29 protein-coding genes are annotated in these 24,631 nt (G+C 69.1%); 13 read left to right on the plus strand and 16 right to left on the minus strand.

The features are described 5' to 3' along the window. Window positions 1-3: 3 nt before the first annotated feature. Entirely contained in the window at window positions 4-978 is a 975-nt protein-coding gene (gene cysK / locus AC1RN0_RS16735) for a cysteine synthase A (protein WP_492788601.1), read from the minus strand. A gap of 71 nt (window positions 979-1,049) precedes the next feature. Beyond that, on the minus strand, window positions 1,050-2,171 hold the full coding sequence (locus AC1RN0_RS16740; RefSeq protein ID WP_492788602.1) for a DNA cytosine methyltransferase: 1,122 nt from the start codon (window positions 2,169-2,171) through the stop codon (window positions 1,050-1,052). A gap of 46 nt (window positions 2,172-2,217) precedes the next feature. Between AC1RN0_RS16740 and AC1RN0_RS16745 the strand changes: the two genes are divergently transcribed. Continuing rightward, window positions 2,218-2,667 (plus strand): COG3650 family protein, encoded by a 450-nt coding sequence (locus AC1RN0_RS16745; RefSeq protein ID WP_492788603.1) that lies wholly within the window; start codon window positions 2,218-2,220, stop codon window positions 2,665-2,667. Between the two features lie 3 nt (window positions 2,668-2,670). On the opposite strand, the gene AC1RN0_RS16750 is transcribed toward AC1RN0_RS16745, so the two are convergent. Both AC1RN0_RS16750 and AC1RN0_RS16755 read right to left on the minus strand, forming a co-directional pair. Then, window positions 2,671-2,802: a hypothetical protein gene (locus AC1RN0_RS16750; RefSeq protein WP_492788604.1), complete on the minus strand. Its 132-nt coding sequence runs from the start codon at window positions 2,800-2,802 to the stop codon at window positions 2,671-2,673. Window positions 2,803-2,984: 182 nt separating this feature from the next. Next, window positions 2,985-4,163, minus strand: a complete 1,179-nt coding sequence (locus tag AC1RN0_RS16755; protein WP_492788605.1) for an acetyl-CoA C-acyltransferase — start codon at window positions 4,161-4,163, stop codon at window positions 2,985-2,987. 153 nt (window positions 4,164-4,316) lie between these two features. On the opposite strand from AC1RN0_RS16755, the gene AC1RN0_RS16760 reads away from it, so the two are divergent. Both AC1RN0_RS16760 and AC1RN0_RS16765 read left to right on the plus strand, forming a co-directional pair. Next, complete coding sequence (locus tag AC1RN0_RS16760; protein WP_492788606.1) at window positions 4,317-4,685, plus strand: hypothetical protein; 369 nt, start codon at window positions 4,317-4,319, stop codon at window positions 4,683-4,685. 79 nt (window positions 4,686-4,764) lie between these two features. Then, window positions 4,765-6,507 (plus strand): N-acyl-D-amino-acid deacylase family protein, encoded by a 1,743-nt coding sequence (locus AC1RN0_RS16765; RefSeq protein ID WP_492788607.1) that lies wholly within the window; start codon window positions 4,765-4,767, stop codon window positions 6,505-6,507. Window positions 6,508-6,619: 112 nt separating this feature from the next. On the opposite strand, the gene AC1RN0_RS16770 is transcribed toward AC1RN0_RS16765, so the two are convergent. The 7 genes from AC1RN0_RS16770 to AC1RN0_RS16800 all read right to left on the minus strand — a co-directional run bounded on the left by AC1RN0_RS16770 (window position 6,620) and on the right by AC1RN0_RS16800 (window position 11,875). Further along, window positions 6,620-7,057 (minus strand): DUF1330 domain-containing protein, encoded by a 438-nt coding sequence (locus tag AC1RN0_RS16770; protein WP_492788608.1) that lies wholly within the window; start codon window positions 7,055-7,057, stop codon window positions 6,620-6,622. Window positions 7,058-7,109: 52 nt separating this feature from the next. After that, entirely contained in the window at window positions 7,110-7,772 is a 663-nt protein-coding gene (locus AC1RN0_RS16775; protein ID WP_492788609.1) for a polyamine aminopropyltransferase, read from the minus strand. 4 nt (window positions 7,773-7,776) lie between these two features. Then, complete coding sequence (locus AC1RN0_RS16780) at window positions 7,777-8,481, minus strand: TPM domain-containing protein (protein WP_492788610.1); 705 nt, start codon at window positions 8,479-8,481, stop codon at window positions 7,777-7,779. A 1-nt stretch (window position 8,482) separates the two neighbouring features. Then, window positions 8,483-9,250: a TPM domain-containing protein gene (locus tag AC1RN0_RS16785; protein ID WP_492788696.1), complete on the minus strand. Its 768-nt coding sequence runs from the start codon at window positions 9,248-9,250 to the stop codon at window positions 8,483-8,485. Between the two features lie 133 nt (window positions 9,251-9,383). Beyond that, window positions 9,384-10,034, minus strand: a complete 651-nt coding sequence (locus AC1RN0_RS16790; protein ID WP_492788611.1) for a LemA family protein — start codon at window positions 10,032-10,034, stop codon at window positions 9,384-9,386. 79 nt (window positions 10,035-10,113) lie between these two features. Further along, window positions 10,114-10,521: a GFA family protein gene (locus AC1RN0_RS16795; RefSeq protein WP_492788612.1), complete on the minus strand. Its 408-nt coding sequence runs from the start codon at window positions 10,519-10,521 to the stop codon at window positions 10,114-10,116. Window positions 10,522-10,534: 13 nt separating this feature from the next. Then, entirely contained in the window at window positions 10,535-11,875 is a 1,341-nt protein-coding gene (locus tag AC1RN0_RS16800; RefSeq protein WP_492788613.1) for an acyl-CoA dehydrogenase family protein, read from the minus strand. Between the two features lie 155 nt (window positions 11,876-12,030). Between AC1RN0_RS16800 and AC1RN0_RS16805 the strand changes: the two genes are divergently transcribed. The 10 genes from AC1RN0_RS16805 (at window position 12,031) to AC1RN0_RS16850 (ending at window position 19,446) form a co-directional block, all read left to right on the plus strand. After that, window positions 12,031-12,447 (plus strand): hypothetical protein, encoded by a 417-nt coding sequence (locus AC1RN0_RS16805; protein WP_492788614.1) that lies wholly within the window; start codon window positions 12,031-12,033, stop codon window positions 12,445-12,447. 200 nt (window positions 12,448-12,647) lie between these two features. Continuing rightward, window positions 12,648-12,959, plus strand: coding sequence for a DUF8200 family protein (locus tag AC1RN0_RS16810; protein WP_492788615.1), 312 nt, complete (start codon window positions 12,648-12,650; stop codon window positions 12,957-12,959). 130 nt (window positions 12,960-13,089) lie between these two features. Beyond that, window positions 13,090-13,338: a hypothetical protein gene (locus AC1RN0_RS16815; RefSeq protein WP_492788616.1), complete on the plus strand. Its 249-nt coding sequence runs from the start codon at window positions 13,090-13,092 to the stop codon at window positions 13,336-13,338. A 181-nt stretch (window positions 13,339-13,519) separates the two neighbouring features. Then, complete coding sequence (locus AC1RN0_RS16820) at window positions 13,520-14,074, plus strand: F0F1 ATP synthase subunit delta (protein WP_492788617.1); 555 nt, start codon at window positions 13,520-13,522, stop codon at window positions 14,072-14,074. Window positions 14,075-14,079: 5 nt separating this feature from the next. After that, window positions 14,080-15,615, plus strand: coding sequence for a F0F1 ATP synthase subunit alpha (gene atpA / locus AC1RN0_RS16825; protein WP_492788618.1), 1,536 nt, complete (start codon window positions 14,080-14,082; stop codon window positions 15,613-15,615). A 31-nt stretch (window positions 15,616-15,646) separates the two neighbouring features. Continuing rightward, the gene (locus tag AC1RN0_RS16830) at window positions 15,647-16,522 is read left to right on the plus strand and encodes a F0F1 ATP synthase subunit gamma (RefSeq protein ID WP_492788619.1); all 876 of its coding nucleotides are present in this window, start codon (window positions 15,647-15,649) and stop codon (window positions 16,520-16,522) included. A gap of 31 nt (window positions 16,523-16,553) precedes the next feature. After that, window positions 16,554-18,161 (plus strand): F0F1 ATP synthase subunit beta, encoded by a 1,608-nt coding sequence (gene atpD, locus AC1RN0_RS16835; RefSeq protein WP_492788620.1) that lies wholly within the window; start codon window positions 16,554-16,556, stop codon window positions 18,159-18,161. Further along, on the plus strand, window positions 18,161-18,421 hold the full coding sequence (locus AC1RN0_RS16840; RefSeq protein ID WP_492788621.1) for an ATP synthase F1 subunit epsilon: 261 nt from the start codon (window positions 18,161-18,163) through the stop codon (window positions 18,419-18,421). The genes atpD and AC1RN0_RS16840 overlap by 1 nt, the downstream gene beginning before the upstream one ends. 101 nt (window positions 18,422-18,522) lie before the next feature. Beyond that, complete coding sequence (locus AC1RN0_RS16845) at window positions 18,523-19,179, plus strand: hypothetical protein (RefSeq protein WP_492788622.1); 657 nt, start codon at window positions 18,523-18,525, stop codon at window positions 19,177-19,179. Between the two features lie 6 nt (window positions 19,180-19,185). After that, window positions 19,186-19,446 (plus strand): CBU_0592 family membrane protein, encoded by a 261-nt coding sequence (locus AC1RN0_RS16850; protein ID WP_492788623.1) that lies wholly within the window; start codon window positions 19,186-19,188, stop codon window positions 19,444-19,446. On the opposite strand, the gene AC1RN0_RS16855 is transcribed toward AC1RN0_RS16850, so the two are convergent. The 5 genes from AC1RN0_RS16855 to AC1RN0_RS16875 form a co-directional block, all read right to left on the minus strand. Next, window positions 19,418-20,173: an alpha/beta fold hydrolase gene (locus AC1RN0_RS16855; RefSeq protein ID WP_492788624.1), complete on the minus strand. Its 756-nt coding sequence runs from the start codon at window positions 20,171-20,173 to the stop codon at window positions 19,418-19,420. The genes AC1RN0_RS16850 and AC1RN0_RS16855 overlap by 29 nt on opposite strands. Window positions 20,174-20,237: 64 nt before the next feature. Then, the gene (locus tag AC1RN0_RS16860; RefSeq protein WP_492788625.1) at window positions 20,238-21,398 is read right to left on the minus strand and encodes an alpha/beta hydrolase; all 1,161 of its coding nucleotides are present in this window, start codon (window positions 21,396-21,398) and stop codon (window positions 20,238-20,240) included. 17 nt (window positions 21,399-21,415) lie between these two features. Then, a complete protein-coding gene (locus AC1RN0_RS16865; RefSeq protein WP_492788626.1) occupies window positions 21,416-21,889 on the minus strand; it encodes an RNA pyrophosphohydrolase in 474 nt (157 codons plus the stop codon). Beyond that, window positions 21,886-23,070 carry a divergent polysaccharide deacetylase family protein gene (locus AC1RN0_RS16870; protein ID WP_492788627.1) on the minus strand — a complete coding sequence of 395 codons (1,185 nt, stop codon included), beginning with the start codon at window positions 23,068-23,070 and terminating at the stop codon, window positions 21,886-21,888. The genes AC1RN0_RS16865 and AC1RN0_RS16870 overlap by 4 nt, the downstream gene beginning before the upstream one ends. A 55-nt stretch (window positions 23,071-23,125) precedes the next feature. Then, window positions 23,126-24,553, minus strand: a complete 1,428-nt coding sequence (locus AC1RN0_RS16875; RefSeq protein ID WP_492788697.1) for a S41 family peptidase — start codon at window positions 24,551-24,553, stop codon at window positions 23,126-23,128. Between the last annotated feature and the right edge of the window lie 78 nt (window positions 24,554-24,631).

Genomic DNA, 24,631 nt, shown 5'->3' on the forward strand with positions numbered 1-24,631 from the left:
CGGCTACAGCCCTTCGAACAGGGCGGTCGACAGGTAGCGCTCGGCGAAGCTGGGGATGATCGTGACGATCAGCTTGCCCGCGTACTCCGGCCGCGACGCCAGGTCGAAGGCCGCCGTCAGGGCCGCGCCGGACGAGATGCCGACCGGGATGCCCTCGACCGCCGCGCACTTGCGGGCCATCGCGATGGCGTCGTCGTTGCTGACCTTGACGATGTCGTCGATCACGCCGCGATCGAGAATGCCCGGGACAAAGCCCGCGCCGATGCCCTGGATCTTGTGCGCGCCCGGCTGGCCGCCCGACAGCACCGGCGAGGCCTCCGGCTCGACGGCGACCATCTTCAGCGACGGCTTGCGCGCCTTGAGCACCTGGCCGACGCCGGTGATGGTGCCGCCCGTGCCGACGCCGGAGACCACCGCGTCGACCGCGCCGGCCGTGTCGTTCCAGATTTCCTCGGCCGTCGAGACCCGGTGGATCAGCGGGTTGGCCTCGTTCTCGAACTGCTGCGGCATGACCGAGCCGGGGATTTCCTCGAGGATCTCCTGGGCCCGGGCGACGGCGCCGCGCATGCCCTTCTCGGCGGGCGTCAGCTCCAGCCGCGCGCCGAGGATCAGCAGCATCTTGCGCCGCTCCATCGACATGCTCTCGGGCATCACCAGGGTGATCCTGTAGCCCTTGGCGGCGGCGACGAAGGCCAGGGCGATGCCGGTGTTGCCGCTGGTCGGCTCGACGATCATGCCGCCGGGCTTGAGATGGCCCTCGGCTTCCAGCCATTCGACCATGGCCACGCCGATGCGGTCCTTGACCGAGTTCATCGGGTTGAAGAACTCCAGCTTGCCGACCACTTCGGCCTTCGGCTTCAGTTCCGCCATCAGGCGCGGCAGCCGCACCAGCGGCGTGTCGCCGACGGTGTCGAGGATGGACTCATAGATCTTGCCGCGGCCCGCGCGCTTGAAACGGGCGGCATCGTACATGGTCATGGGGAGGTCTCCGGAAGCTCAGGCGCCCTTATCCCTCTAAAACTATAGCGCCGGGATAGGGTTGTCAGCGCTCATTCGGCGGCGAGGACCGCCGGGTCGCCGCCCTTGAGCAGCGGCTCAAGCAGTTGTGACGCCAGCCAGCGCACCACGGGCGCCGCCACGCCGTCGCCGATGACATGGAAAGCGGCGGTGGCGCCCCTGGGCAGCTGATAGCCGTCGGGCAGGCCCATCAGCCGGGCGCCCTCCCGCGGCGTCAGCAGGCGCGAGCGGACGACGCCGTCCTGGGCGACCACCAGCGACTGACGGGAAGAGCCGCCGCGCGCGGTGCGCAGGCAGCCGGCCAGGCCGTCCGTGCGGACCTCCGCCTGCGGCACGCCGGCGCGGGTCCGGCGGTAGACGGCGCCGACCGTGCGAACGGCTCCCGTCTCCAGCCGGGCGCGGTTCACCGGCGTCATCTGGGCCAGCAGGCGGTCGGTTTCGGCCTTCGCGCGCCAGGCGACCGTGTCGTCAGCGTCGAGGATCGCGGCGAGGTCGGTGTTGCGCGCGGGCGGAGCCGGCAGATCCCACCAGACCCAGCCGCTCTGAAGGTCGAGCGGCAGGCGGCCATGGGCCTCATCGACGGCGCGGGTGTGGAACGGGCAGCGCCCGGTCAGGGCCGGGCCGGTCGTCCGGCTGGCGATGATGAACACGCGTGGGCGCGACTGCGGCGTGAACCGCGCCGCGTCGATTTCCAGGGCGCCGAAGCGATAGCCCCTGTCAGCCAGGGCGCGGCACAGGGCCGTGAAGTCCTGGCCGCCGTTCGAGGTCAGCAGGCCGACGACATTCTCGACGACGATGGCGCGCGGGGCGCGGCCTTCCCGGTCCAACGCCTCCATCAGCTTCCAGAAGCCGAAGAAGGCCGAGGACCGGCCACCCTCCAGTCCCGCCCTGGCGCCGGCGAGACTAAAGTCCTGGCAGGGGCTGGACGCCCAGGCGAGATCGGCCTGCCCAGGCAGATCGGCCGGCTTCACCCGCCAGACGTCGCCCTGATGGAAATGCGCCTCGGCGTCGGGGAAATTTGCGCGGTAGGTGGCCGCCTTCACCGGGTCGAAGTCGTTCGCGTAGAGGCAGGACCAGCCGTCTCCCAGCCCGAGGCGGGCCATGCCGCCCCCGGCGAAGAATTCGTAGAATCCGAGAGGACCGTTCCGACTCATCGAAACCGAGCGTAGCCTGTTCCGGACCTGTCGAGGAGAAGCCGTCGTGCGCCGCATTATCGTCCTGTCCACCGCAGCGCTGCTGCTCGGCGCCTGTCAGCCCGAAGCGCCTGGCGGCGGCGAGGCCCAGCCGCCGGCCGATGCGCCCGCGAGCGCGCCCGCACCGGCGGCGGCCGGCCCCTTCGCCGCGCCGTTCAGCGCGCGCGGGACCGAGCCCTTCTGGCGCGTCGAGATCAATGGAACCAACCTGGCGCTGATCCGGCCTTCGGCCAAGATCGCCGTGGCGATGAACGCCACCCTGGCGGCCGGCGACACGACCGCGACCTGGACCGCACAGTCGGACGGCAAGCCGGTGACCGTCACCCTGACCAGGGGCGACTGCTCGGATGGCATGAGCGACGCGCGCTACGGCTACACGGCGCAGGTCGTGTGGGGGGATGAGACGCTGAAGGGCTGTGGCTTCCCGACGGCGGAAGAGCCGCGCGAAGGGCAGTAAGACCTAGCCCCGACCCAGCTCCATCGTCGGGATCGACGAGGCGCGGGCTTCCGAGCGGTGGTTCGGCAACGGCAGCAGCATGGCGATGGCGATGGCCAGTGCGGCGGCGGCGGCGAAGGCGGCCTTGACGGCCATGGTCGACTCTCCTCTGGGCGACAGGTCACAATTGCGCCCACAGGCTTAACGGCTGGTGAATGCAAAGGTTGCGGCCCAAGGAAAACGGCCCCCGGGAAGATCCCGAGGGCCGCTCATCAAGGTATAGTCAGGCAGACGCGATCCGCGTTCTGACCGTTGGGCCAGAAGCGCGGCCGTCTGTACTAGCTGTAGATTTCGAACAGGCCGGCGCCGCCCTGACCGCCGCCGATGCACATGGTCACAACGCCCCACTTGGCCTTGCGACGACGGCCTTCCTGCAGCAGGTGGCCGGTGCAGCGCGCGCCGGTCATGCCGAAGGGGTGGCCGATGGCGATCGAGCCGCCGTTGACGTTGTACTTGGCCGGGTCGATGCCGAGCTTGTCGCGGCTGTAGAGGCACTGCGAGGCGAAGGCTTCGTTGAGTTCCCAGATGTCGATGTCATCGATCTTCAGGCCCTGGCGGGCGAGCAGCTTGGGCACGGCGTAGACCGGGCCGATGCCCATTTCGTCGGGTTCGCAGCCGGCGGCGGCCCAGGACACGAAGCGGCCGAGCGGCTCCAGACCGCGGCGTTCGGCTTCCTTGGCTTCCATCAGCACCACGGCCGCGGCGCCGTCGGACAGCTGGCTGGCGTTGCCGGCGGTGACGAAGTTGCCCGGGCCCTTGACCGGCTGCAGCGCGGCCAGGCCCTCGAGGGTCGTGTCCGGACGGTTGCACTCGTCCTTGTTGACCACGTAGTCGACCATGGACTCTTCCTTGGTCTCCTTGTTGACGACCTTCATCTTGGTCGCCATCGGCACGATCTCGTCGGCGAACAGGCCGGCGGCCTGGGCGGCGGCCATGCGCTGCTGGGACTGCAGGCTGTACTCGTCCTGGTATTCACGGCTGATGTTGTAGCGCTTGGCCACGATGTCGGCGGTGTCGATCATGGCCATGAAGATCGCCGGGGCGATGTTCAGCAGCTCGGGATCGACCGTGCCGGCGCCGCCCATGCCGCCGCCCGGGATGGAGATGCTCTCAACGCCGCCGGCCACGACGCAGTCGCCGCCGCTGGCGCTGCGGATGTAGTCCGCGCCCATGGCGATGGCCTGCAGGCCCGAGGAGCAGAAGCGATTGATGGTCACGCCGGCGGTGTTGACCGGCATGCCGGCCAGCAGGGCGGCCAGACGGCCGATGTTGGCCGCGCCGTGGGCGTTGTTGCCGAGGTAGCAGTCCTCGACGAAGTCCAGCTCGACGCCCGACTTGGCGACGGCGTGCTTGATGGCGTGCGCGGCCATCGACATCGGCGGAGTGGCGTTGAACCCGCCGCGACCCGCCTTGGCGAGGCCGGTGCGGGCATAGGACACGATTACGGCTTCGCGCATGGCGTTTTCCCTTTGCTCTCAAACAACAGTTTGAATTGTCGGGCGCGACCCTAGGCGAACCGGACGGAAAGGAAAAGTTCACGCGCGCGTCAACTGGCCGCGCGGGCTTGGCGCGGGGCGGCGGCTGTGGTCCCTTCGCGCCGGGAGGACCTTATGCGAACCATTCTGACGGCCCTGTTTCTCTGCGGCAGCCTCGGCGCCGCGCCGGCCCTGGCGGCGGAAGCGCCCGAGGGCGGCGCCTGGACGGACTGCGCGGTCGCTTCTGTGGCGGCGTTCCGCGACCATCTGGTCGTCCGGTGCGCGGCCCCCGCCGCCGGACTTCAGGGCGGCGCGGATACGGGGCTCCGCGAATTCGCGCTCGAGGCCACCGGGCCGCTGAGCGATCCCGTGCTGCGGCTGGCGGTGGCGGCCAGGAGCGGCGGCCGGCCGCTGGCGGTGCTCTATGTGCGCGATCCGGCGGCCAATCCGGTCGGCTGCCCGGCGGACCGCTGCCGCCGCATCGCCGGCGTGGAGCTGAAATAACGCCCGCCCGGCGGAGGCCGGGGTTGACCCGCGCGTCACCCGGCCCGACCATCCTGATCAACGATAAGGGATGGAAATCATGGCCGAGCGGGCATTCGACATCGTCATTCGCGGCGGCAGCGTCATCGACGGGTCCGGCGCGCCCGCCTTCACCGCCGACGTCGGGATCAAGGACGGCCTGATCGCCGCGATTGGCCCGAACCTCCCGGCCGGGGCCGAGGAGATCGACGCGGCGGGCAAGGTCGTGACGCCGGGCTTCGTCGACATCCACACCCACTATGACGGCCAGGCGACCTGGGACGAGCGTCTGCAGCCGTCCTCCTGGCACGGCGTGACCACGGCGGTGATGGGCAACTGCGGCGTCGGCTTCGCGCCCTGCAAGCCCGAGGACCACGACCGGCTGATTCGCCTGATGGAAGGCGTCGAGGACATTCCCTTCCCGGTGCTGACCCAGGGCCTGCCATGGACCTGGGAGAGTTTCCCCCAGTACCTCGACGCTGTCGGCCAGCGGCGGTTCGACATCGACATCGCCGCCCAGCTGCCCCACGCGGCCCTGCGGGTCTATGTGATGGGCGAGCGCGGGGCCAACCGTGAGCCGGCGACGGCGCAGGACATCGCCGCCATGGCCGAGATCGCCAGGGCCGCGGTCGAGGCCGGGGCGCTGGGCTTTTCCACCTCGCGCACGCTCAATCACCGCACCAGCGACGGCCAGCCGACCCCGACCCTGACGGCCGGCGAGGACGAGCTGACCGGCATCGCCCTGGCGCTGAAGGCCGCCGGCAAGGGGGTGCTGCAGTTCGTGTCGGACTTCCAGAACCCCGCCGAGGAGTTCGCCATGTTCCGCCGGCTGGTCGAAGCGTCCGGCCGGCCGCTGAGCTTCTCCCTGGCGCAGAGCGCGCGGGGCAAGGACGCCTGGAAGCTGCTGCTGGCGGCGTTGACCGACGCCGTCGACTCCGGCCTGCCGATGAAGGCCCAGGTCGCCGGCCGGCCGGTGGGGGTGCTGTTCGGGCTGGAGCTGACGCTCAATCCGTTCAGCCAGCACGAGACCTACAAGGCGATCGCCCATCTGCCGCTGGCCGAGCGGGTGGCGCACCTCAGCGACCCCGCCTTCCGGGCCCGGCTATTGAGCGAGGCGGTGGATCCCAAGGGGCCGTTCGCCGGCAGCGCCCTGCGCGCCTGGGACAACATGTTCCTGATGACCGACCGGCCCGACTACGAGCCGACCGAGGACGACACGGTCAAGGCGCTGGCCGCCGGCCGCGGCCTGTGGCCGGACGAGGTGGCGCTGGACCACATGCTGAGCAACGGCGGGCGGGGCATGATCTACCATCCGTTCCTCAACTACGCCGACGGCTCGCTGGACCCCAGCTTCGCCATGCTCAGCCACCGCGACACGGTCCCGGGCCTCAGCGACGGCGGCGCCCATGTGGGCATGATCTGCGACGGCAGCTTCCCGACCTCGAACCTGACCCACTGGACGCGCGACCGCACGCGCGGGCCGAAGCTGGGTCTGGAAGAGGTGATCCGCATGCAGACGCGCGACACCGCCGCGGCCGTCGGCCTGTTCGACCGCGGCCAGATCGCCGTGGGCCTGCGCGCCGACCTCAACGTCATCGACTACGACGGCCTGACGCTGCACGCGCCGAGCGTGGCCTACGACCTGCCGGCGGGCGGGCGGCGTCTGGTGCAGCGGGCCGACGGCTATGTCGCGACCCTCGTGGCCGGTCAGGTCACCTATCGCGACGGCGAGCCCACCGGCGCCCTGCCGGGCCGGCTGGTGCGCGGGGCGCGGTCCGCGCCAATGGCGATGGCGGCGGAGTAGGTTTGCGTCCTTCGAGACGCGGACCTGAGGGTCCGCTCCTCAGGATGACGAACATCTTTGCCCGTCATGGTGAGGAGCGAGGCCCCAGTCGAGCGTCTCGAACCTCGCAACCCTACTCTCCGAAGCCCTCGCCCAGTTCGGTGATCGGGGCCATGCGGACCAGGCGGCTGTCCTCGACGGCGGCCTGGCGGTGCTTGACCACCTCGCGGTACTCGGGGTCGGTGACCATGGCCAGGAACGCCCCGCCGCCAGGGTATTCGGCGATAAAGGCGATGTCCCAGCGCTCGTCGGTCGGGCCGGTGACGACGACGTCCGGACGCCCCGCCCAGACCTGCCGGCCGCCGACGCGCCTGAAGATGTGCGCGCTCTCGCGGCCATAGGCGCGGTAGGCCTCCAGGCCCGTCATCCCCTTGCCGTGGTTCGGGTGGCCTTCCGGATACGCGGCCAGCGCCCGAACCCGCACGAGGTTGAGCATATGGATGGGTTCGTCGCGCGGCAGGGCCTTGAAGGCGTCGAACTGCGGGCGGGTGGGGTCGATGGAGCCGGTCATGGAAGCAGTGTGACTCGCGGTGGCTGGAATTGGCTAGTCGGATGCTGAGGCGCTACCGCTTCGCCATCCAGATCGTGTGCCGCGCGCCGCGACCGCGATGGGCCCGGACGCCGATTTCCTCGACCGCGTAGCCGGCGCGCTTGAGGCGGTTGGTGAAGCCGTGGTCGGACGACGAGGACCAGACGCCCAGCACGCCGCCGGGATTCAGCGCGGCCTTCGAAACGCCCAGGCCGCCGAAGCTGTAGAGGCCGTCGTTGCCGGCCCGGCTCAGGCCCTGCGGACCGTTGTCGACGTCGAGCAGGATGGCGTCCCAGCCGCCCTCGGCGATCAGGGCGGCGACGTCGCCCTCGCGGATCTCCGCGCGCTTGTCGGACAGGCTGTCGCCGTAGAGGCCGGCCAGCGGTCCCTTCGCCCAGTCGACGACCGCGGGCACCAGTTCGGCCACGACGATCCGCGCCTTCGGCCCGAAGGCGGCCAGGGCGGCGCGCAGGGTGAAACCCATGCCCAGCCCGCCGATCAGCACGCGCGGCGCGGCGACCCCGGCCAGCCGTTCATGCGCCAGCGTGGCCAGCGCCTCTTCCGAGCCGCTCAGCCGGCTGTTCATCAGCTCGATCGATCCGGCCATGATCGAGTACTCGGTCCCGCGCCGCATCAGGCGCAGTTCGCCGCCGTCGCCGGGGACGACGGCGGTCGCCAGGTGTTCCCAGGGGATCAAGCGCTCAGCCTTTCCCCGGACCCGGCAGCTCGACCAGCCGGTCGGGCAGCTCGTTGGGATTGTCGGCGCCCGGCGGCACATGGGCGGCGAGGATGCGGCCGGACAGCTCGATGGCGGCGACGAAGCCGTCGGCCGTCCTGCGCTTCTTCAGCCCGGCGATCAGCAGGGCGACGACCTCGTCCCAGACCTCAGGGTCGGTGACCTTGTAGATGCCCTCGTCGGCGATCACCTCGGCGCGGTGCTCGGCCAGCGAGGCGAACAGCAGCACGCCGGTCCGGTCGCGGGTGGCGTGCAGGCCGTGGCTGAGGAACTGCTGCATGGCCGCGCGGTGAACCCGCTCGGCCTTCAGGCTGGCCGGCGTCAGGAAGCGCCGCACCGGCGGAATCGCCACGACCAGCGCCGCGAGGACGAACACCGCCGCCTGCAGCGCCACGTAGGTGGTCAGGGCCGCCAGGATGGTCGCCTCGGTCGCCGCCGCGTGGCCGACGGTCCAGCCGCCGAACAACCGGGTCAGGCTCTGCGGGTCGAAGCCCAGCAACAGCGCGCCGGCCGGCAGGATCAGCGCCACGGCCGCGGCCCAGGCCAGCGGCGTCTCGCGGTAGTCGGACACCGACGGCGCGAGGACGCAGTAGATTTCACCGGCCGTCTTCGATTCAGCCTCGGCCACCGCAGCGGCGATGCGGTCGTGGTCGGTCTCGGTCATCGCCATGTCACCAGCTCCCCGAGGAGCCGCCGCCCCCGAATGATCCGCCGCCGCCGGAGAAGCCGCCGCCGCCTCCGCCGCCCCAGCCGCCGCTGTCGCGACCGCCGCCGCCCATGCCGCCGAGAATGATCCACGGCAGGGCGGACGCGAAGCCGCCACGCCGCCGGCCGCGCAGGCTGGCGATGATGATCCAGAAGACGATGAAGAAGATGATGAAGCCGAGCGGCGGGGCGCTCTTGTGCTCACGCGCCGTGTCGGCCGCCGCCGTGGCGTTGGCCCGGGCCTGGTCGTCGGGCAGACTCAGCTGCTGGACCAGGGCGTCGGTTCCGGCGACCACGCCGCCCTCCATGTCGCCGGCCTTGAACTTCGGCAGGATGGCGCTCTGGATGATGACGCTGGAGAGGGCGTCGGTCAGCACGCCCTCGAGGCCGTAGCCGACCTCGACCCGCACCTTGCGCTCGTTCGGCGCGACGATCAGCAGGGCGCCGTCGTTGAGCTTCTTGTCGCCGATCGCCCAGGCCCGGCCCAGCTGGTAGCCGTAGTCCTCGATCTCGTAGCCCTGAAGCGAGGGCAGGGTGACCACGACCAGCTGGTGGCCGGAGGATGTCTCGAGCCCGGCCAGCTTCTCGGTCAGCGAGGCCTCGACGGCCGGTGACAGGATATTGGCGTCATCGACCACCCGCCCGGTCAGCGGCGGGAAGGTCGGCGCCGCCAGCGCCGGCAGGGCGATGAACAGGATGGTCAGCGCCATCAGGGTGGCGATGATCCTCCCCATGACGAAGCCGATGGGGAGGGGGACCGCCGGGACGGCGAAGGAGGGGTGTCGGAGCACGGTCATCCCTCCACCACGCTTCGCGCGGTCCCCCTCCCCGGCGATGCCGGGGAGGAATGCGCTGGAGCGGTTCAAGCTAGTTCGTCGCCGGCGCGGTCGTCGGAGCCGGGGCGGCCGCCGGCGGCGTGGTGTCGAAGCTGACGCTCGGCGCCGTCTGGGCGGTGGCGGCGGCCTCGAACGGCAGGGCCGGCTTCTGCGAGCCGTAGAGGGTCTTGGCCCAGATCACCGTCGGGAAGGTCCGCAGGCTGGTGTTATAGAGCCGAACCTGCTCGTTGTAGTCGCGGCGCGCCACGGCGATGCGGTTCTCGGTGCCTTCCAGCTGGCTCTGGAGCGCCATGAAGTTCTGGTTCGACTTCAGCTCCGGATAGTTCTCCTGGATCATCATCAGGCGGCCGAGCACGCCGCTCAGCTTGTCCTGGGCCGCCGCGTACTGCTGGAACTGCGCGGGGTTGGTGATGGTCGAGGCGTCGACCCTGACCTGGGTGGCGCTGGCGCGGGCCTCGGTGACCGCGGTCAGCACGTCCTTCTCCTGGGCGGCGTAGCCCTTCACCGTGTTGACCAGGTTCGGGATCAGATCGGCCCGGCGCTGGTACTGGTTCTGGACGTCGCCCCAGGCGGCCTTCACGGCCTCGTCGCGGGTCGGAATGGTGTTGATGCCGCAACCGGCCAGGCTCGCGGCGATCGCGAGCACGGGAAGCATGCGGACAAGACGGCGGATGGCGATCATGGACGGCCCCTCGATACAGCCGCGAACGCGGCCCGAGGCCAACATATAGGGGATATCCGCGGCCGGCGGGAGAACCCCGCTAGCCGGGATTTTTCGGGAATGCCGGAACGCCCTCCGGAATCGCCGTGCAGGGCATGGCGCTCTCGGTCCAGATGTGGATCTGCGGCGTCACCCAGCTGTGGTCGTCGAGCGTCCCTGCCTTGATGAACACCAGCGCCGGGTTGGCCGGCGCTTCGGAAAAGACCGGCGAGCCGCACTCCGGACAGAACAGACGGTCGACCGCGCCGCCGCTGTCGCCCTTGTCGTGATAGGTCTTCAGCGCGCCGGTGACCGTCAGCGCCCCCTTGGGGACGCCGACGATCACCGAATAGGCCGTGCCGGCCTGGCGCTGGCAGTTCTTGCAGTGGCAGACGGCCTGGAAGACCGGCTGGGTCTCGCCACTGTAGTGAACCTGGCCGCAGAGGCAGCCGCCTTCGATATGCGCCATGGCCGGGATCTCCCTACATGCCCAGTTCGCGGTCGTTCTTGCCGGCGGCGCGACCTTCGGCCCACTCCGCTTCCAGCGCCTTGAACTCCTGACGCTTCGGGCCGAGGTAGCCGAACAGGAAGGCCGCGACCTTGCGCTGCTGGATCTCCTCGCTGCCCTCGGTGATGCGGTAGCGGCGGTGGTGGCGATAGATGTGCTCGAACGCCTTGTGCCGACTGTAGCCCATGCCGCCGTGCACCTGCATGGCGCGGTCGGCCGCCTCGCAGCAGAGGCGGTTGCCCCAGTAGTTGCAGATCGAGACCTTGTCGGAGATCTCCCGCTCGATGGTCTTGTGGTCCATCGTGTCCATCTGCCAGGCGGTCTGGCGAATGAGCAGGCGCAGCATCTCGCACTGGGCGTGCAGTTCGACGAGCGGGAACTGGATCGCCTGGTTGTCGCTCAGCGCCTTGCCGAACGGCTTGCGCATGCGCGCGTATTTCACGCTCTCATTGATGCAGTAGACCGCGGCGCCCAGCGACGACGCCGCCTGCCGGATGCGGTTCTGGTGCACGAACGACTGGCCGAGGCCCAGGCCGCGATCGATCTCGCCCCAGTAGCTGTCTTCGGGAATCCAGCAGTCAAACGAGATGCGCGGGTGGTCGGTGGGCATGTTGAAGGTCCACATCCACTCCTCGATCTTGATCAGTTCGCGGGGCACGATGAAGCAGGTGATGCCCAGCGCGTCGCCGTCCTTGCCGCTTGTGCGGGCGAAGACCATGACGTGGGTGACCACGTGCATGCCCGTGGTCCACATCTTCTCGCCCTTGATGCGCCAGCCGGGCTTGCCGTCCTTCTCTTCGCGGACACCGGTGGTCTCCATGAAGGTGGCGTCGCTGCCGTGATTCGGTTCGGTCAGGCCGAACGCGGCGCGCATCGTCCCGTGCAGCAGCTTGTCGCCGTCGCGCGCCACCTGCTCGGGGGTGGCGAATTCCTTGAACATCAGCACGAAGGGATTGTTGCCGACGATCGAGTGTTCGTTCTGCAGGTCGTTGAACAGGCCCAGGCCCTTGGCGGCCAGATGCTCGCGGATCACCGCCATCCACAGCTGGCTGCCCTCCTTGCCGCCCATCTCCTTGGGCCAGGCGAAGCGGTAGTGGCCGGCGTCGTCGGCCAGCTTGCGCGCCTTGGCGAGCAGTTCTTCCCACTCGTGGCGGGGCAGGCCGTCGTTGTCCCAGTCGGTCCGGGCGTGTTCGCGCCGGTGGTCGAAAAACCGGTCGTTGTCGTCCTGCGCCTGCAGCGGCTTGATGGTGGTCTCGATGAACTCGTCGAGTTCGGCGAGGTAGGCGACCAGCTTGGGGTCAAGGGCGAAGTCCATGGCGCGCTCCCGGAAGTCTCTTTGATTTTCGCCAGTATGCGCCGCCTTACGTGCGCGGCAACCGTGACCCGACGGAAGGGCGCGGCATTCCTTGCCGGTCCGGCCCGTTCCGCGCGTCAGCACTTAATTCACCCTGTGGCGAGATGCTGGGGGCCATGATCCTGATCATAGCGGCCGCAGTTTTCGGGGCGGGCGTAGGCCTGTTTGTACAGCCGCGCCTGTTCGCCATCGCCATCTCCCTGTCCGTGTCCGGCGCGATGCATATCGTCCTGACGTTCGTCCACCGGATGGCGGTGAAGGTTCCCAACCGGGAGGTGCTGGCCGAGCGACTCGAGCTGATCACCAGTCCCGAGGTGCACGGCATCTGGCCGGTCATGGCGGCGGCCGGGGCGGGCACGATCGTGGCCGCGGTCCTGTGGTCGCTGACCCAGAATCAGTCGACGGACGTGTTCTGGTTTCTGCCGCAGGACGGCGACCGGCGGAACGGCGTCCGCTCGATGGCCCTGGTCCAGGACCGCGAGGATGTCCACGACGAGGCCAAACGGCGCCTGGACGAAATCCTCGAACGCTGAGAGCGGCTCGCAAAAAAATCTAAGCACTGTGTAGATTCCACTTGCGCGCCATTTGTTATCATTGATATCTAAGCAATGCTTAGTTCGTTCCGCGGCGTCAGTGGGGATACTGACGCCGATTTCGCGGGGCGGTCCGGGCCAGTACCGATCCAGGCTTTCACTTTCGATCATCACCCCGAATTCCGCCGGAGGGCGAACCCATGAAACTCCGTATGCTGACGGCTGCCGCCGTGCTTTCCCTTTCGTTCGCTGGCGCGGCCTATGCCGACGGCGAGGTCTTCGCCACCCTGAAGACGCCTGTTCCGGCCAAGACCCGCGTCGTGGCCTCGAGCGCCATCTTCCATTGTGAAGGCTCGTCCTGCGCGGCCAGCAACGCCCCGAACCGCACGGCCTCGACGGCCGGCTGCAAGGGCTTCGTGAAGGAAGTCGGCGCCGTGACGGCGTTCGGCACCCCGCGCAAGCCGCTCTCGGCCGAAGACCTGGCCGCCTGCAACGCGGTCGCCTCCAAGTAAGTCCGCTTCCCCGGGTGGTCCGCCGTCCGGTTTGTTTCTCGAGCAACTCGCCAATTGCGCAGGGGCGGCGGTTTTTACCGCCGCCCTTTTTCTTTGGCGCGGTCGAGGGTAAGGCCCCGCTGCAATGACAATGACAACTTCTTCTCTCGCGGGCGTGCTCGAGCGCGCCCTGACCGAAGCGGCCGCCGAGGGACGCGACGTGGTCCCGGTCTCGCTGACCCTCGACTACGGGGTGGGCGGTGATCCCTCGCAGGTGACCATCGCGGCCCGCATCGACCGCGCCACGCGCAGCCTGGTGTTCGTTCACGGCGAGGCGATTCTGCCCGACGGGCGGCGCGCGGCGAGCGCTTCCGGCGTATTTCGGGTCAGGACGACGTAGTTCTGGACGCCCCGCGCCGTTGCGATGCAACAGAACGCATGCTATCAGGCGCGCGGCTTCGGGCCGGAGGACATTCACGGCCCGCCGGCTCACGTGCTTTTCCAAGCACTTTCAAGACTTTAGCGCCGCGCCGAGGGGCATACCCAGGACGCGGTGCGCGACGCACCGGACGGTTGAACAAGTGGCGGACGACACCAAGGCGACGGATGTAGGCCAGCGCTACGCGCGGGCTCTCTTTGAACTGGCCGAAGAGGCCGGGGCTATCGCGGCGGTCGAGGCCGATCTCGTGAGCCTGAAAAAGGCCTGGAGCGAGAGCGCGGATCTGCGCCGGCTGCTGACCTCGCCGACCTTCTCGGCCGATGACAAGGGCGCCGGCCTGGGCGCCATCGCCGACAAGGCCCGGCTTCATCCCGTGACGCGCAAGTTCATCGGTCTGCTGTCGGCCAATCGCCGCACGGCCGCGCTGCCCGACGTGATCAACGCCTTTATCAAGCTGTCCGCCGACAAGCGCGGCGTGGTCGCCGCCGAGGTGATCACCGCCCTGCCGATGTCGGCCGCCCAAAGCAAGGGCGTCGCCGCCGCGCTGCGTCAGGCGCTCGGCAAGGATCCTGAAATCTCGACCCGTGTCGATCCCGCCATCCTCGGCGGCATCAAGGTGCGCGTCGGTTCCCGCCTGTTCGATGCTTCGCTGAAGTCGAAGCTCGACTCCCTGAAATTCGCCCTCAAGAGAGCGTAAGACCTATGGATATCCGCGCCGCCGAAATTTCGGCCATCCTCAAGTCGCAGATCGCCGGCTTCGGTGAAGAAGCTGACGTCTCCGACGTCGGAACCGTCCTCAGCGTCGGCGACGGCATCGCCCGCGTCTACGGTCTGGACAAGGTTCAGGCCGGCGAAATGGTCGAGTTCCCGAAAGCCGGGGTGAAGGGCATGGCCCTCAACCTCGAGCGCGACAACGTCGGGATCGTGATCTTCGGCCAGGACCAGCAGATCAGCGAAGGCGACGAAGTCCGTCGTCTCGGCGAAATCGTGGACGTCCCGGTCGGCCGTGGCCTGCTGGGCCGCGTCGTCAACCCGCTCGGCGAGCCGATCGACGGCAAGGGCCCGATCGTCGGCTCCTCCGAGCGTCGCCGCGTGGACGTGAAGGCGCCGGGCATCATCCCGCGCAAGTCGGTGCACGAGCCGGTGCAGACGGGCCTGAAGGCCATCGACACCCTGATCCCGATCGGCCGCGGCCAGCGCGAACTGATCATCGGTGACCGTCAGACCGGCAAGACCGCCGTCGCGATCGACACCATCCTGAACCAGAAGGCCATCAACGCCGGTACGGACGAGAGCGCCAAGCTCTACTGCATCTACGTCGCCATCGGCCAGAAGCGCTCGACCGTCGCCCAGATCGTCAAGACGCTCGAGGAGCACGGCGCGCTCGACTACACCATCGTCGTCGCCGCCACGGCCTCCGAGCCGGCCCCGCTGCAGTTCCTGGCCCCGTTCGCGGGTTGCGCCATGGGCGAGTGGTTCCGCGACAACGGCATGCATGCCGTCATCATCTATGACGACCTTTCCAAGCAGGCCGTGGCCTACCGCCAGATGTCCCTGCTGCTGCGCCGTCCGCCGGGCCGCGAAGCCTATCCGGGCGACGTCTTCTACCTGCACAGCCGCCTGCTCGAACGCGCCGCCAAGCTGAACGAAGACAACGGCTCCGGCTCGCTGACCGCCCTGCCGGTCATCGAAACCCAGGCCAACGACGTGTCGGCCTACATCCCGACCAACGTGATCTCGATCACCGACGGCCAGATCTTCCTCGAAACCGACCTGTTCTTCCAGGGCATCCGCCCCGCCGTGAACGTCGGCATCTCGGTGTCGCGCGTGGGCTCCTCGGCCCAGATCAAGGCCATGAAGACCGTCGCCGGCCCGATCAAGGGCGAGCTCGCCCAGTACCGGGAAATGGCCGCCTTCGCGAAGTTCGGTTCGGACCTCGACGCGGCCACCCAGCGCCAGCTGGCCCGCGGCGAACGCCTGACCGAGCTGCTGAAGCAGCCGCAGTACAGCCCGCAGTCGGTCGAAGAGCAGGTCTGCGTGATCTACGCCGGCACCCGCGGCTACCTCGACGCCATCCCGACCAGCGCGGTCGGCCGCTTCGAGCGTGAGTTCCTGGCCCGCCTGCACAGCAAGCACCAGGACCTGCTGGACGCCATCCGCACCACCAAGGCCCTCGGCTCCGACCTTGAGGATTCCCTCAAGAAGGCGCTCGAGAGCTTCACGGCGACCTTCGCCTAAGCCGGCCGAGAGCGAGAGAGAGTAGCCCTCGATGGCCAGCCTCAAGGACATGCGTGTTCGGATCTCGAGCGTGAAAGCCACGCAGAAGATCACGAAGGCCATGCAGATGGTCGCCGCCGCCAAGCTGCGCCGCAGCCAGGACGCCGCGCAAAACGCGCGTCCCTATGCGAGCCGGATGGCCGCGGTGATCGCCAACCTCGCCTCGGGCGTGACCGGTGACGGCGCCCCGCTGCTTCTGGCGGGCACCGGCACCAGCAAGCGCCACCTGATCATCGTCGCCGCCGCGGACCGCGGTCTGGCCGGCGGCTTCTCCTCGTCCATCGTCCGGGCGGCCCGCGATCGCATCGCGTCGCTGCTGGCCGAGGGCAAGGACGTGAAGATCATCACCGTCGGCAAGAAGGCGCTTCCGCCCCTTCGCCGGCTGTACGCCGACCGGATCATCGAAAGCTACGACCTGTCGTCGGCGCGGACCCTGACCCTGTCGGTCGCCCAGCCGATCGCGGACCGCATCATCTCGCTCTACGAAGCGGGCGAAACCGATGTGGTCACCCTGTTCTACAGCCGCTTCAAGTCGGTGGTCAGCCAGACCCCGGTCGGCCAGCAGCTGATTCCGGCCCAGGTCGAGGGCGCGCCCGCGACCGACCTGAACGGCGCGGTCTATGAGTATGAACCTTCCGAAGAGGGCATCCTCGAGACCCTGCTGCCGCGCAACATCACGGTGCAGGTGCTGTCCGCCCTGCTCGAGAACATGGCCGGCTTCTACGCCAGCCAGATGACGGCCATGGACAACGCCACGCGTAACGCCGGCGACATGATCAAGGCCCTCACCGTCCAGTACAACCGAACCCGCCAGGCGCAGATCACCAAGGAGCTGATCGAGATCATCTCCGGCGCCGAAGCTCTCTGACCGCATAAAGACCGCACGGAAGACCAGACCAATGGCCACCGCCCCGAAGAAGCCCGCCGCCGCCAAGGCCCCCAAGGCCGCCGCCGCGCCCAAGGCTCCCGCCACCAAGGCCGCCGCTCCGAAGGCGGCCGCCAAGGCCCCCGCCGCAAAGACCGCGGCGCCCAAGGCCGTGAAGCCGACCGCCGTCGTGGCGACCGGCAAGATCGTCCAGGTCATCGGCGCCGTCGTCGACGTCGAGTTCGAGGGTCACCTGCCCGCGATCATGAACGCCCTGGAAACCACCAACCTCGACCAGCGCACGGGTGAGCCGTTCCGCCTGGTTCTGGAAGTGGCCCAGCACCTGGGTGAAAACACCGTCCGCACCATCGCCATGGACACGACCGAAGGTCTGACCCGCGGCCAGGACGTCGCCGACACCGGCAAGGGCATCACCGTTCCGGTCGGCCCCGCCACCCTCGGCCGCATCATGAACGTCATCGGCGAGCCGATCGACGAAGCCGGCCCGATCGTCACGCCCCACTACAACGTCATCCACCGTGAGGCTCCGAGCTTCGCGGAGCAGTCGACCTCGGCCGAAGTGCTGGTCACGGGCATCAAGGTCATCGACCTGATGTGCCCCTACACCAAGGGCGGCAAGATCGGCCTGTTCGGCGGCGCCGGCGTGGGCAAGACCGTGACCATGCAGGAGCTGATCAACAACATCGCCAAGGCCTACGGCGGTTACTCCGTTCTGGCCGGCGTGGGTGAGCGCACTCGCGAAGGCAACGACCTCTATCACGAGATGATCGAGTCCAACGTGAACGTGGACCCGAAGTCGAACAACGGCTCGACCGAAGGCTCCAAGTGCGCCCTGGTCTACGGCCAGATGAACGAGCCTCCGGGCGCCCGCGCCCGCGTCGCCCTGACCGGCCTGACCCAGGCCGAGTACTTCCGCGACGTGGAAGGCAAGGACGTGCTGCTGTTCATCGACAACATCTTCCGCTTCACCCAGGCCGGCTCGGAAGTGTCGGCTCTGCTGGGCCGCATCCCGTCGGCCGTGGGCTATCAGCCCACCCTGGCCACCGAGATGGGCAACCTGCAGGAGCGCATCACCTCGACCACCAAGGGTTCGATCACCTCGGTCCAGGCCATCTACGTTCCCGCCGACGACCTGACCGACCCCGCGCCCGCCGCCTCGTTCGCCCACCTGGACGCGACGACCGTGCTGAGCCGCGACATCGCCGCCCAGGCCATCTTCCCGGCCGTGGACCCGCTGGACTCCACCAGCCGGATCATGGACCCGCTGGTCATCGGCGAAGAGCACTACGGCGTCGCCCGTCGCGTTCAGGAAATCCTGCAGCAGTACAAGCAGCTGAAGGACATCATCGCCATCCTCGGCATGGACGAGCTGTCGGAAGAGGACAAGCTGACGGTCGCCCGCGCCCGCAAGATCAGCCGCTTCCTGAGCCAGCCGTTCTTCGTGGCCGAGCAGTTCACCAACGCCCCCGGCAAGTTCGTCGAGCTGGCCGACACGATCCGCTCGTTCAAGGCCATCTGCGAAGGTGAGTACGACCACCTGCCGGAAGGCGCCTTCTACATGGTCGGCGCGATCGAAGAGGCTGTCGAGAAGGCCGAGAAGATGGCGCTGGAAGCCGCGTAATGGCCGACAAGCTCCACTTCTCCCTCGTCGCGCCCGAGCGTGAGGTGTTCTCCGGCGAGGTCGACCGTGTCGACGCGCCGGGCGCCGAAGGCGACTTCGGCGTCCTGGCCGGTCATGCCCCGTTCATGACCGCGCTGCGAGAAGGCGTGGTGGTGGTCCATGACGGATCCGCCAGCCGCACCTTCCAGATTCACGGCGGCTTCGCCGACGTAAACGCCCAAGGGTTGACCATCCTCGCCGAGCACGCCGTCGAGGCTTAGGATCAGCCCCAACCCCGCCGCAAAGCCAACGCAGAGTGGCTTGCGAGGGACCGAACGCCGGTCATGAATGGCCGACGACCAGAGAAAGGGATCTGACCGACATGCGCCGTCTCGCGCTCCTCAGCCTGACCGCCGCCGGCCTCCTGGCCAGCGCCGCCGTCGCCCAGGAACAACCCGCGGCTCCCGTGGCCCCCGCCGCGCCGGAAGCCCCCGCCGCTCCCGTGGCGCAGCCCGCCGAAGCGCCGCCGGTGGCGGAAGCGCCTCCCGCGCCCCCGGCCCCGCCGCCCGCGCCGACGGACGTCACCTCGCTGGCCGTCATCAACACCATCGAACGCGTCTGCAGCCCGATGGTCCGCGGCACGAACATCGCGCAGGTCGCCCCCTCGCTCGGCTTCAAGAAGAAGCGCGACGTCTGGACCTGGGCTTACGCCAAGGGCTACTCGGTCTCGATCCAGCCGTCCTCGACCAACCCGACCGTCTGCACGATCGACGTGAACCATCCCGTCGAATCCGTCGCGCCGGCCGCCACGCTGGCCACCGACCTGCACTACTGGGCGCAGCGTCAGGGCGGCGGCTGGTACCTGGCCCGTTTCGACAAGTACGTGACGGACATGGAACGCACGACCCGCTCGTGGGAGAAGGAAGGCGACACCGAAGGCCAGGCGCTCGTTCTGATGACCGAGCGCAAGACCGACGGCACGCCGGTCAACGCCAAGTTCGACCACACCCAGGTGCTGTTCAGCATCCGTCCGAACTGACGGCGGATGACCTGGACCGATGGCGTGGGCGTGATCGGGGTCCTTCTGGTCCTGCTCGCCTACGCCGCCGCCGCCCTCGGCAAGCTGGACGTAAAGGGCGCGCCGTCGCTGTTCGCGAACTTTCTCGGCGCGTCCCTCATTCTTCTGTCGCTGTCCGTCGACTTCAACCTGTCCGCCCTCCTCATGGAGGGCAGTTGGGCGCTGGTCTCGCTGATCGGCCTGATCCGCGTGCTGGTCCTCAGGCGGCGGCCTGACGACGCTCGCTGAGCCACGACAGGCACAGGGCCGCCACCGCTTCCCAGCCCGGTTCGCCGGGCAGCCAGTGGCTCATTTCCCGCAGAACCTCGAAGCGCGCCGACAGCCGTTCCGCCGTCTGCTTCACCGTGGCCGGCGGGTGGATCACGTCGCGGCCGCCGGCGATGACCAGGGCCGGCGCGACGATCTTTCCCGCCGGCACGGACGTGGTCATGAACGGGTCAAGCCACCAGTTGAGCGTCTGCCACAGGGCCAGACCGCTCTCGCGCGTCATGCGCGCGAACACCGCCTTGCGGTCGGCCTTGTCCATGCGGTCCAGGCTGTAGAGCTTGGCCAGGGCGTAATCGGGATCGATGGCCTGCAGCCAGAACGGGCCCAGCGCATAGAGGCTCACCGCCGAGATGGCCTCTTCCATGCTCGCGCCGGGAACCCCCCAGGGCGGCGACGGGGCCAGCAGGATCAGGCTCGACACGGGGACTTTCGCGGCCGCCAGATTGGCCACCAGCCCGCCCATCGAATGGCCGATCAGGATCGGCGGCTTGGGGCAGTCGCGGCAGAGTTTCGCGATATGGTCGGCATAGTCGCGCATCGAGCGGTTGGCGGGCGAACCGCCGGGCGAATGGCCCGGCAGGTCCGGGGTGAACACGACGTGGCCGGCCGCCTCGAATGGCGCGCGGAAGCGGTCGAACACCCAGCCGCCACAGAAGGCGCCGTGCACCATGATGACGGGCGCTGACATCAAATCCCCTTACAAGGCCGGCGGCGGGCCTGCCTGGGCCGCGCCTGTCCGGACCTTTCGGACCTTACGTTGATTTCGGTTTCCGCACAGGCGCTTTCGCCTTCGGCGACGCCTTTGACGCAGGCCTGGCCTTGGGCGGTGCGGGCTTCGCGGTTGCGGGTTTGGCGACGGGCGTGGCCTTGACCGCCTTGGCGGCGGTCGGCTTCGCCGGGGCTTTGGGAGCAGGGGGTGCGGCCGAAGTCGGGACTTTCGCGGCGGCCTTGGCCTTCACGGCCGGCTTGCCCTTGGCGGCCGTCGTGACGGACGCCGTCTTTGGAGCGGCCTTCGGCGCGGCCTTGGCCTTGGCCTTGGACGCCGCCGGCTTCGGCGCTGTCGCGGCCCCGGCGGTCGGCGCTGCGGTCGCCTTGACCTTCGGCGCGGCCTTCTTCGGGGGAGCCTCGGCCGTCAGCGCCTTGTTCGCCAGCCAGGTCTGGATGTCGGCGATGACCTGGTCGGTGCCCGGCTCGTCGACGATCCAGTGGGCGTGGTCAGGATACTCGAGATAGTCGCCGCCGATCCGAGAGTATTTCTCGGCCAGCAAACGCACGTCGCCGATCGGTACGGCCCGGTCGCGCGCTCCGCCGAGGGTCAGGACCGGGACCGTGATCTTCGTCTCGTCGACAAAGGCCGACCGATCGGGATCGCGGTCCGGATAGGCGATGTCGGTGTAGACGCCGCCGCTGTCATAGACGGTGCCGGCGTAGATGCCCGGGTGCTTGGCCTTCGGCACGCGGTTCAGCACGCCCCAGGAGAAGCCCCAGCGCCAGATCTTGTGGCTCTTGCCGCCGACGTCGCCGCTGAACAGGATGTTGGCGAACGTCACGGCCTGGGCCGGCGCGCGCGGCCCACGACAGTCGGCGGGCGAGGCCGGCGTCACCAGCACCCCGGCGCGTCCGACGCCGCGCTCCAGAAGCTTCTGCACGATCAGGCCGCCCATCGAATGGCCGAACAGCACCGGCGCGACACCGGTCTCCGCCTCCAGCGTCGCGGCCAGGGCGGCGATGTCGTCGATGTAGTCCTTGAGCCGCAAAGTCGGCAAATCGGCCGGCGGGTTCTCGGCGACCCGTTTGTCGGGCCGGAGGGTCGGGGTCTCGACCCGCCACCCCTTGGCCCGAAAGGCCGGGGCGAACCGCGACCAGGTGTCTCCCGTGCCGCCCACGCCGTGCAGCATGATGATCGCGCTCATTGGTCGTCTCCGCCCCGTTATCCGGCGAAACGCCTGAAGGCGGCCGCCACGGCTTCATAGGTTGAACGCTTGAAGGGTATGATCAGTCCGGGGGTCTCGTCGAGCCGGGCCCAGCGCCAGGCGTCGAATTCCACCTGGTGATGGGCGTCCAGCCTGACCTCGGCGTCCTCGCCCTCGAAGCGGAAGGCGAACCAGACCTGCTTCTGACCCTTCCACTTGCCGCCCCGGGCCAGGACCTCCGGCGGAAAATCGTAGACGATCCAGTCGCCGGTGCGGTCGAGCAGGGTCACGCTGGTGACGCCGGTCTCCTCGTCCAGTTCGCGCAGGGCCGCTTCATGCAAGTCCTCGCCGCGGTCGACGCCGCCCTGCGGGAACTGCCAGTTCCACGGCTCGGGCGTGTTCACGCGCCGGCCCAGCCAGACCAGGCCCTGGGAATTGAACAGCACCACCCCGACATTGGGGCGATGCTCCGGATAGTCGTCGAGCCTCATCGGCGGGCCAGGGCGGAGGCGGGCGCCAGCTGGAAGCCGCGGTCGGCGAGGCCCCGCGCCCAGATGGCGGCCTGGTCGACCGTCACCGGATAGGCGAAGCCCGAGCCCAGCGCCTGGCCCCGCGCGCGGGCCGCGGCCTCGAGGGCGGCCAACTGCTGGTTGATGGAATCGGCGGCCAGGTCGTCATCGATCACCCGGTTGGCCGAGGCCCGCAGGGGGCCCGCGCCCTTGCCGGCGGCCGCGCCGTCGTCGACGAAGGCGAGACCCCGCGCCTTCAGCGCGCCGGAGAAGGCGGTCATGGCCGAGGGCGTCTCGACGAAACGCGAGCCGAGATAGTTGGTCAGGCCGAAGTAGCCGGTGGCCCGCGACAACAACCATTCCAGCTTGCGCACGGTCTCCTGCGGACTGCTGGCGGCCAGCAGGGTCATCGGGCCGGGATCGTTGGACGGATAGTCGGCCGGCTCCATCGGCGCCTCGAGCAACACCTCATGGCCGTTGGCCCGGGCCAGGTCGATCCAGCCCTGCAGACCTTCGGCATAGGGCGCGAACGACAGGGTCACCTCGCCGGGCAGGGTCTCGATGGCCTTGCGCGTCAGGGCGGCGTTGAGGCCCAGCCCGCCGACCACCAGGGCCACGCGCGGCTTACCGTTGGGCGTGAAGGGCCGGGCGTAGGCCTCGGCCGGCGTGCGCCCGCCCGGGCCGATGACCGGCAGCGGCGCGCCGCCGGGACCGGGCTCGGTCAGGCCGGCGATCGGGGCGGGGGTCAGGGCCGCGCCGGGCGCGTCATGGCTGTCGCCGCCCTCGGGCAGGGTGATGAAGGCCGAGCCGGCGATCGGGCTGGCCTCGGCCATCTGGATCGGGCCTTCGGAAAGGTCGTAGGTGCCGGTCGTCAGCGGGGCCTCGGCGGCCTCGGGGGCCAGCGCTTCCCGCCAGCCGGGCACCGCCGCGCCGCTGGCCGCGGCCTGGGCCAGGGAGATGCGCACATGCGGCGCGCCGGCCCTGGGGTCGGCGGTGATCGCCACCAGGGTGGCCAGCGTCAGGATGAACAGGGCGCCGGCGCCGCCGGCGCTGATCCAGGGGTTCTGCAGCGCCGCCAGGGCCTTCGCGCGCGCACCCGCAAGCCGCCCGGACCCGGCGGCGGTGCTGACGGCATAGGCGGGAACAGGCTTTTTGGAGAACATGACGGGCGATCGGAACTACGCCCCGACACCCTCGCCGATCATGGTTAATGAAGCCCTATTTCGGCTTGCCGTCGCCGGGCGGAGGGACCAGCCGGCCGTCGACCATCGAGGCGATCTTCGGGGCAGGCTTGGGCAGTTTTGGCGTGGCCGCGACCGAGCCGTTGCGCAGCACGTCGAGCGCCCGCTGCAGCTGGAAATCGCACTTAAGCTCCAGCGTCGTCGAGGGCGGCCGCTTCTTGCAGCCTTCCTCGTCGAAGGTCATCGGGGGGGCCTCGGCCGGGGCGTGGGCGGTCCGCCGGACGGCGCCGTCCTCGGTGTCGAGCGCGCCGCGCAGCGAGGCTTCGCTGTACTGGAAGGCGCGGGTGGCGATCAGCTCGGCCTGTTCACGGCTGGAGGCCACCTCCAGGTTCGGTTCGATGCCGGTGCGCTGGATCGAGCGGCCGGACGGCGTGTAGTAGCGCGCCGTGGTGATCTTCAGGGCGCCGTCGGCGCCGCCGCGCAGCGGGATCACCGTCTGGACCGACCCCTTGCCGAAGCTGGTCAGGCCGACGATCTCGGCGCGCTTGCGGTCCTGCAGGGCGCCGGCGACGATTTCCGCCGCCGAGGCCGAGCCGGAGTTGACCAGCACCACCACTGGCAGGCCGTTCAGCAGGTCGCCGGGGCGCGCGTTGTAACGTTCGATGTCGCGCGGATCGCGGCCGCGCTGGCTGACCACTTCGCCGCCGTCGAGGAAGATGTCGGACACCCCGACCGCCTGGTCGAGCAGGCCGCCCGGATTGTTGCGCAGGTCGAAGACCAGTCCCTTCATCTTCGGGTTCTGCGCCTGCAGGCCCTTGATCGCGGCGAGCACCTCGTCGGTGGCCTTCTCGTTGAAGCCCGACAGGCGCACGTAGCCGTAGTCGCCCTCAAGCCGCGCCGTGACCGACTTGGGCTTGATCACTTCACGGGTCAGGGTGACGTCGAAGGCGTCGGTCTTCTCGCGGGCGATGGTCAGGGTGACCTTGTCGCCGGCCGGCCCCCGCATCAGCTTGACCGCCTCGTTGGTCGGCAGGCCGATCACGCTCTCGCCGTTGACGGCGGTGATGAAATCGCCCGGCTGCAGCCCGGCGCGGGCTGCGGGCGAGCCGTCCATCGGCGAGATGATCTTGACCACCCCGTCCTCGCTGGTGATCTCGATGCCCAGCCCGCCGTACTCGCCGCGGGTGGTGTCCTGCATGTCCTCGAAGCTCTCGGGAGCGAGGTAGGCCGAGTGCGGGTCCAGCGAGGAGACCATGCCCTCGAGCGCGGCCTGGATCAGTTTCTTGTCGTCGACCTCGACGACGTACTGCCGCTGGATGATGTCGAGGACATCGCCGAACAGCTCCAGCATCTTGTAGGTCTGGGCCCTGGGCTGCGCGGTGGCTTCGGCCGTCTGGCCCACGTAGGCCATCGTGCCGGCGCCGAGAACAAAGGCGCACGCGCCGATCAGGAGGTTCTTCTTCAACATTGCCTTGCTGGAGGCTCCCTGTGCGGCCCTACGCGCCGCGTTCCGAACTATAAAGCCCGCGCGCGGGCCGAAATT

It is taken from the genome of Caulobacter sp. GW821-FHT12F03 (assembly GCF_058806855.1).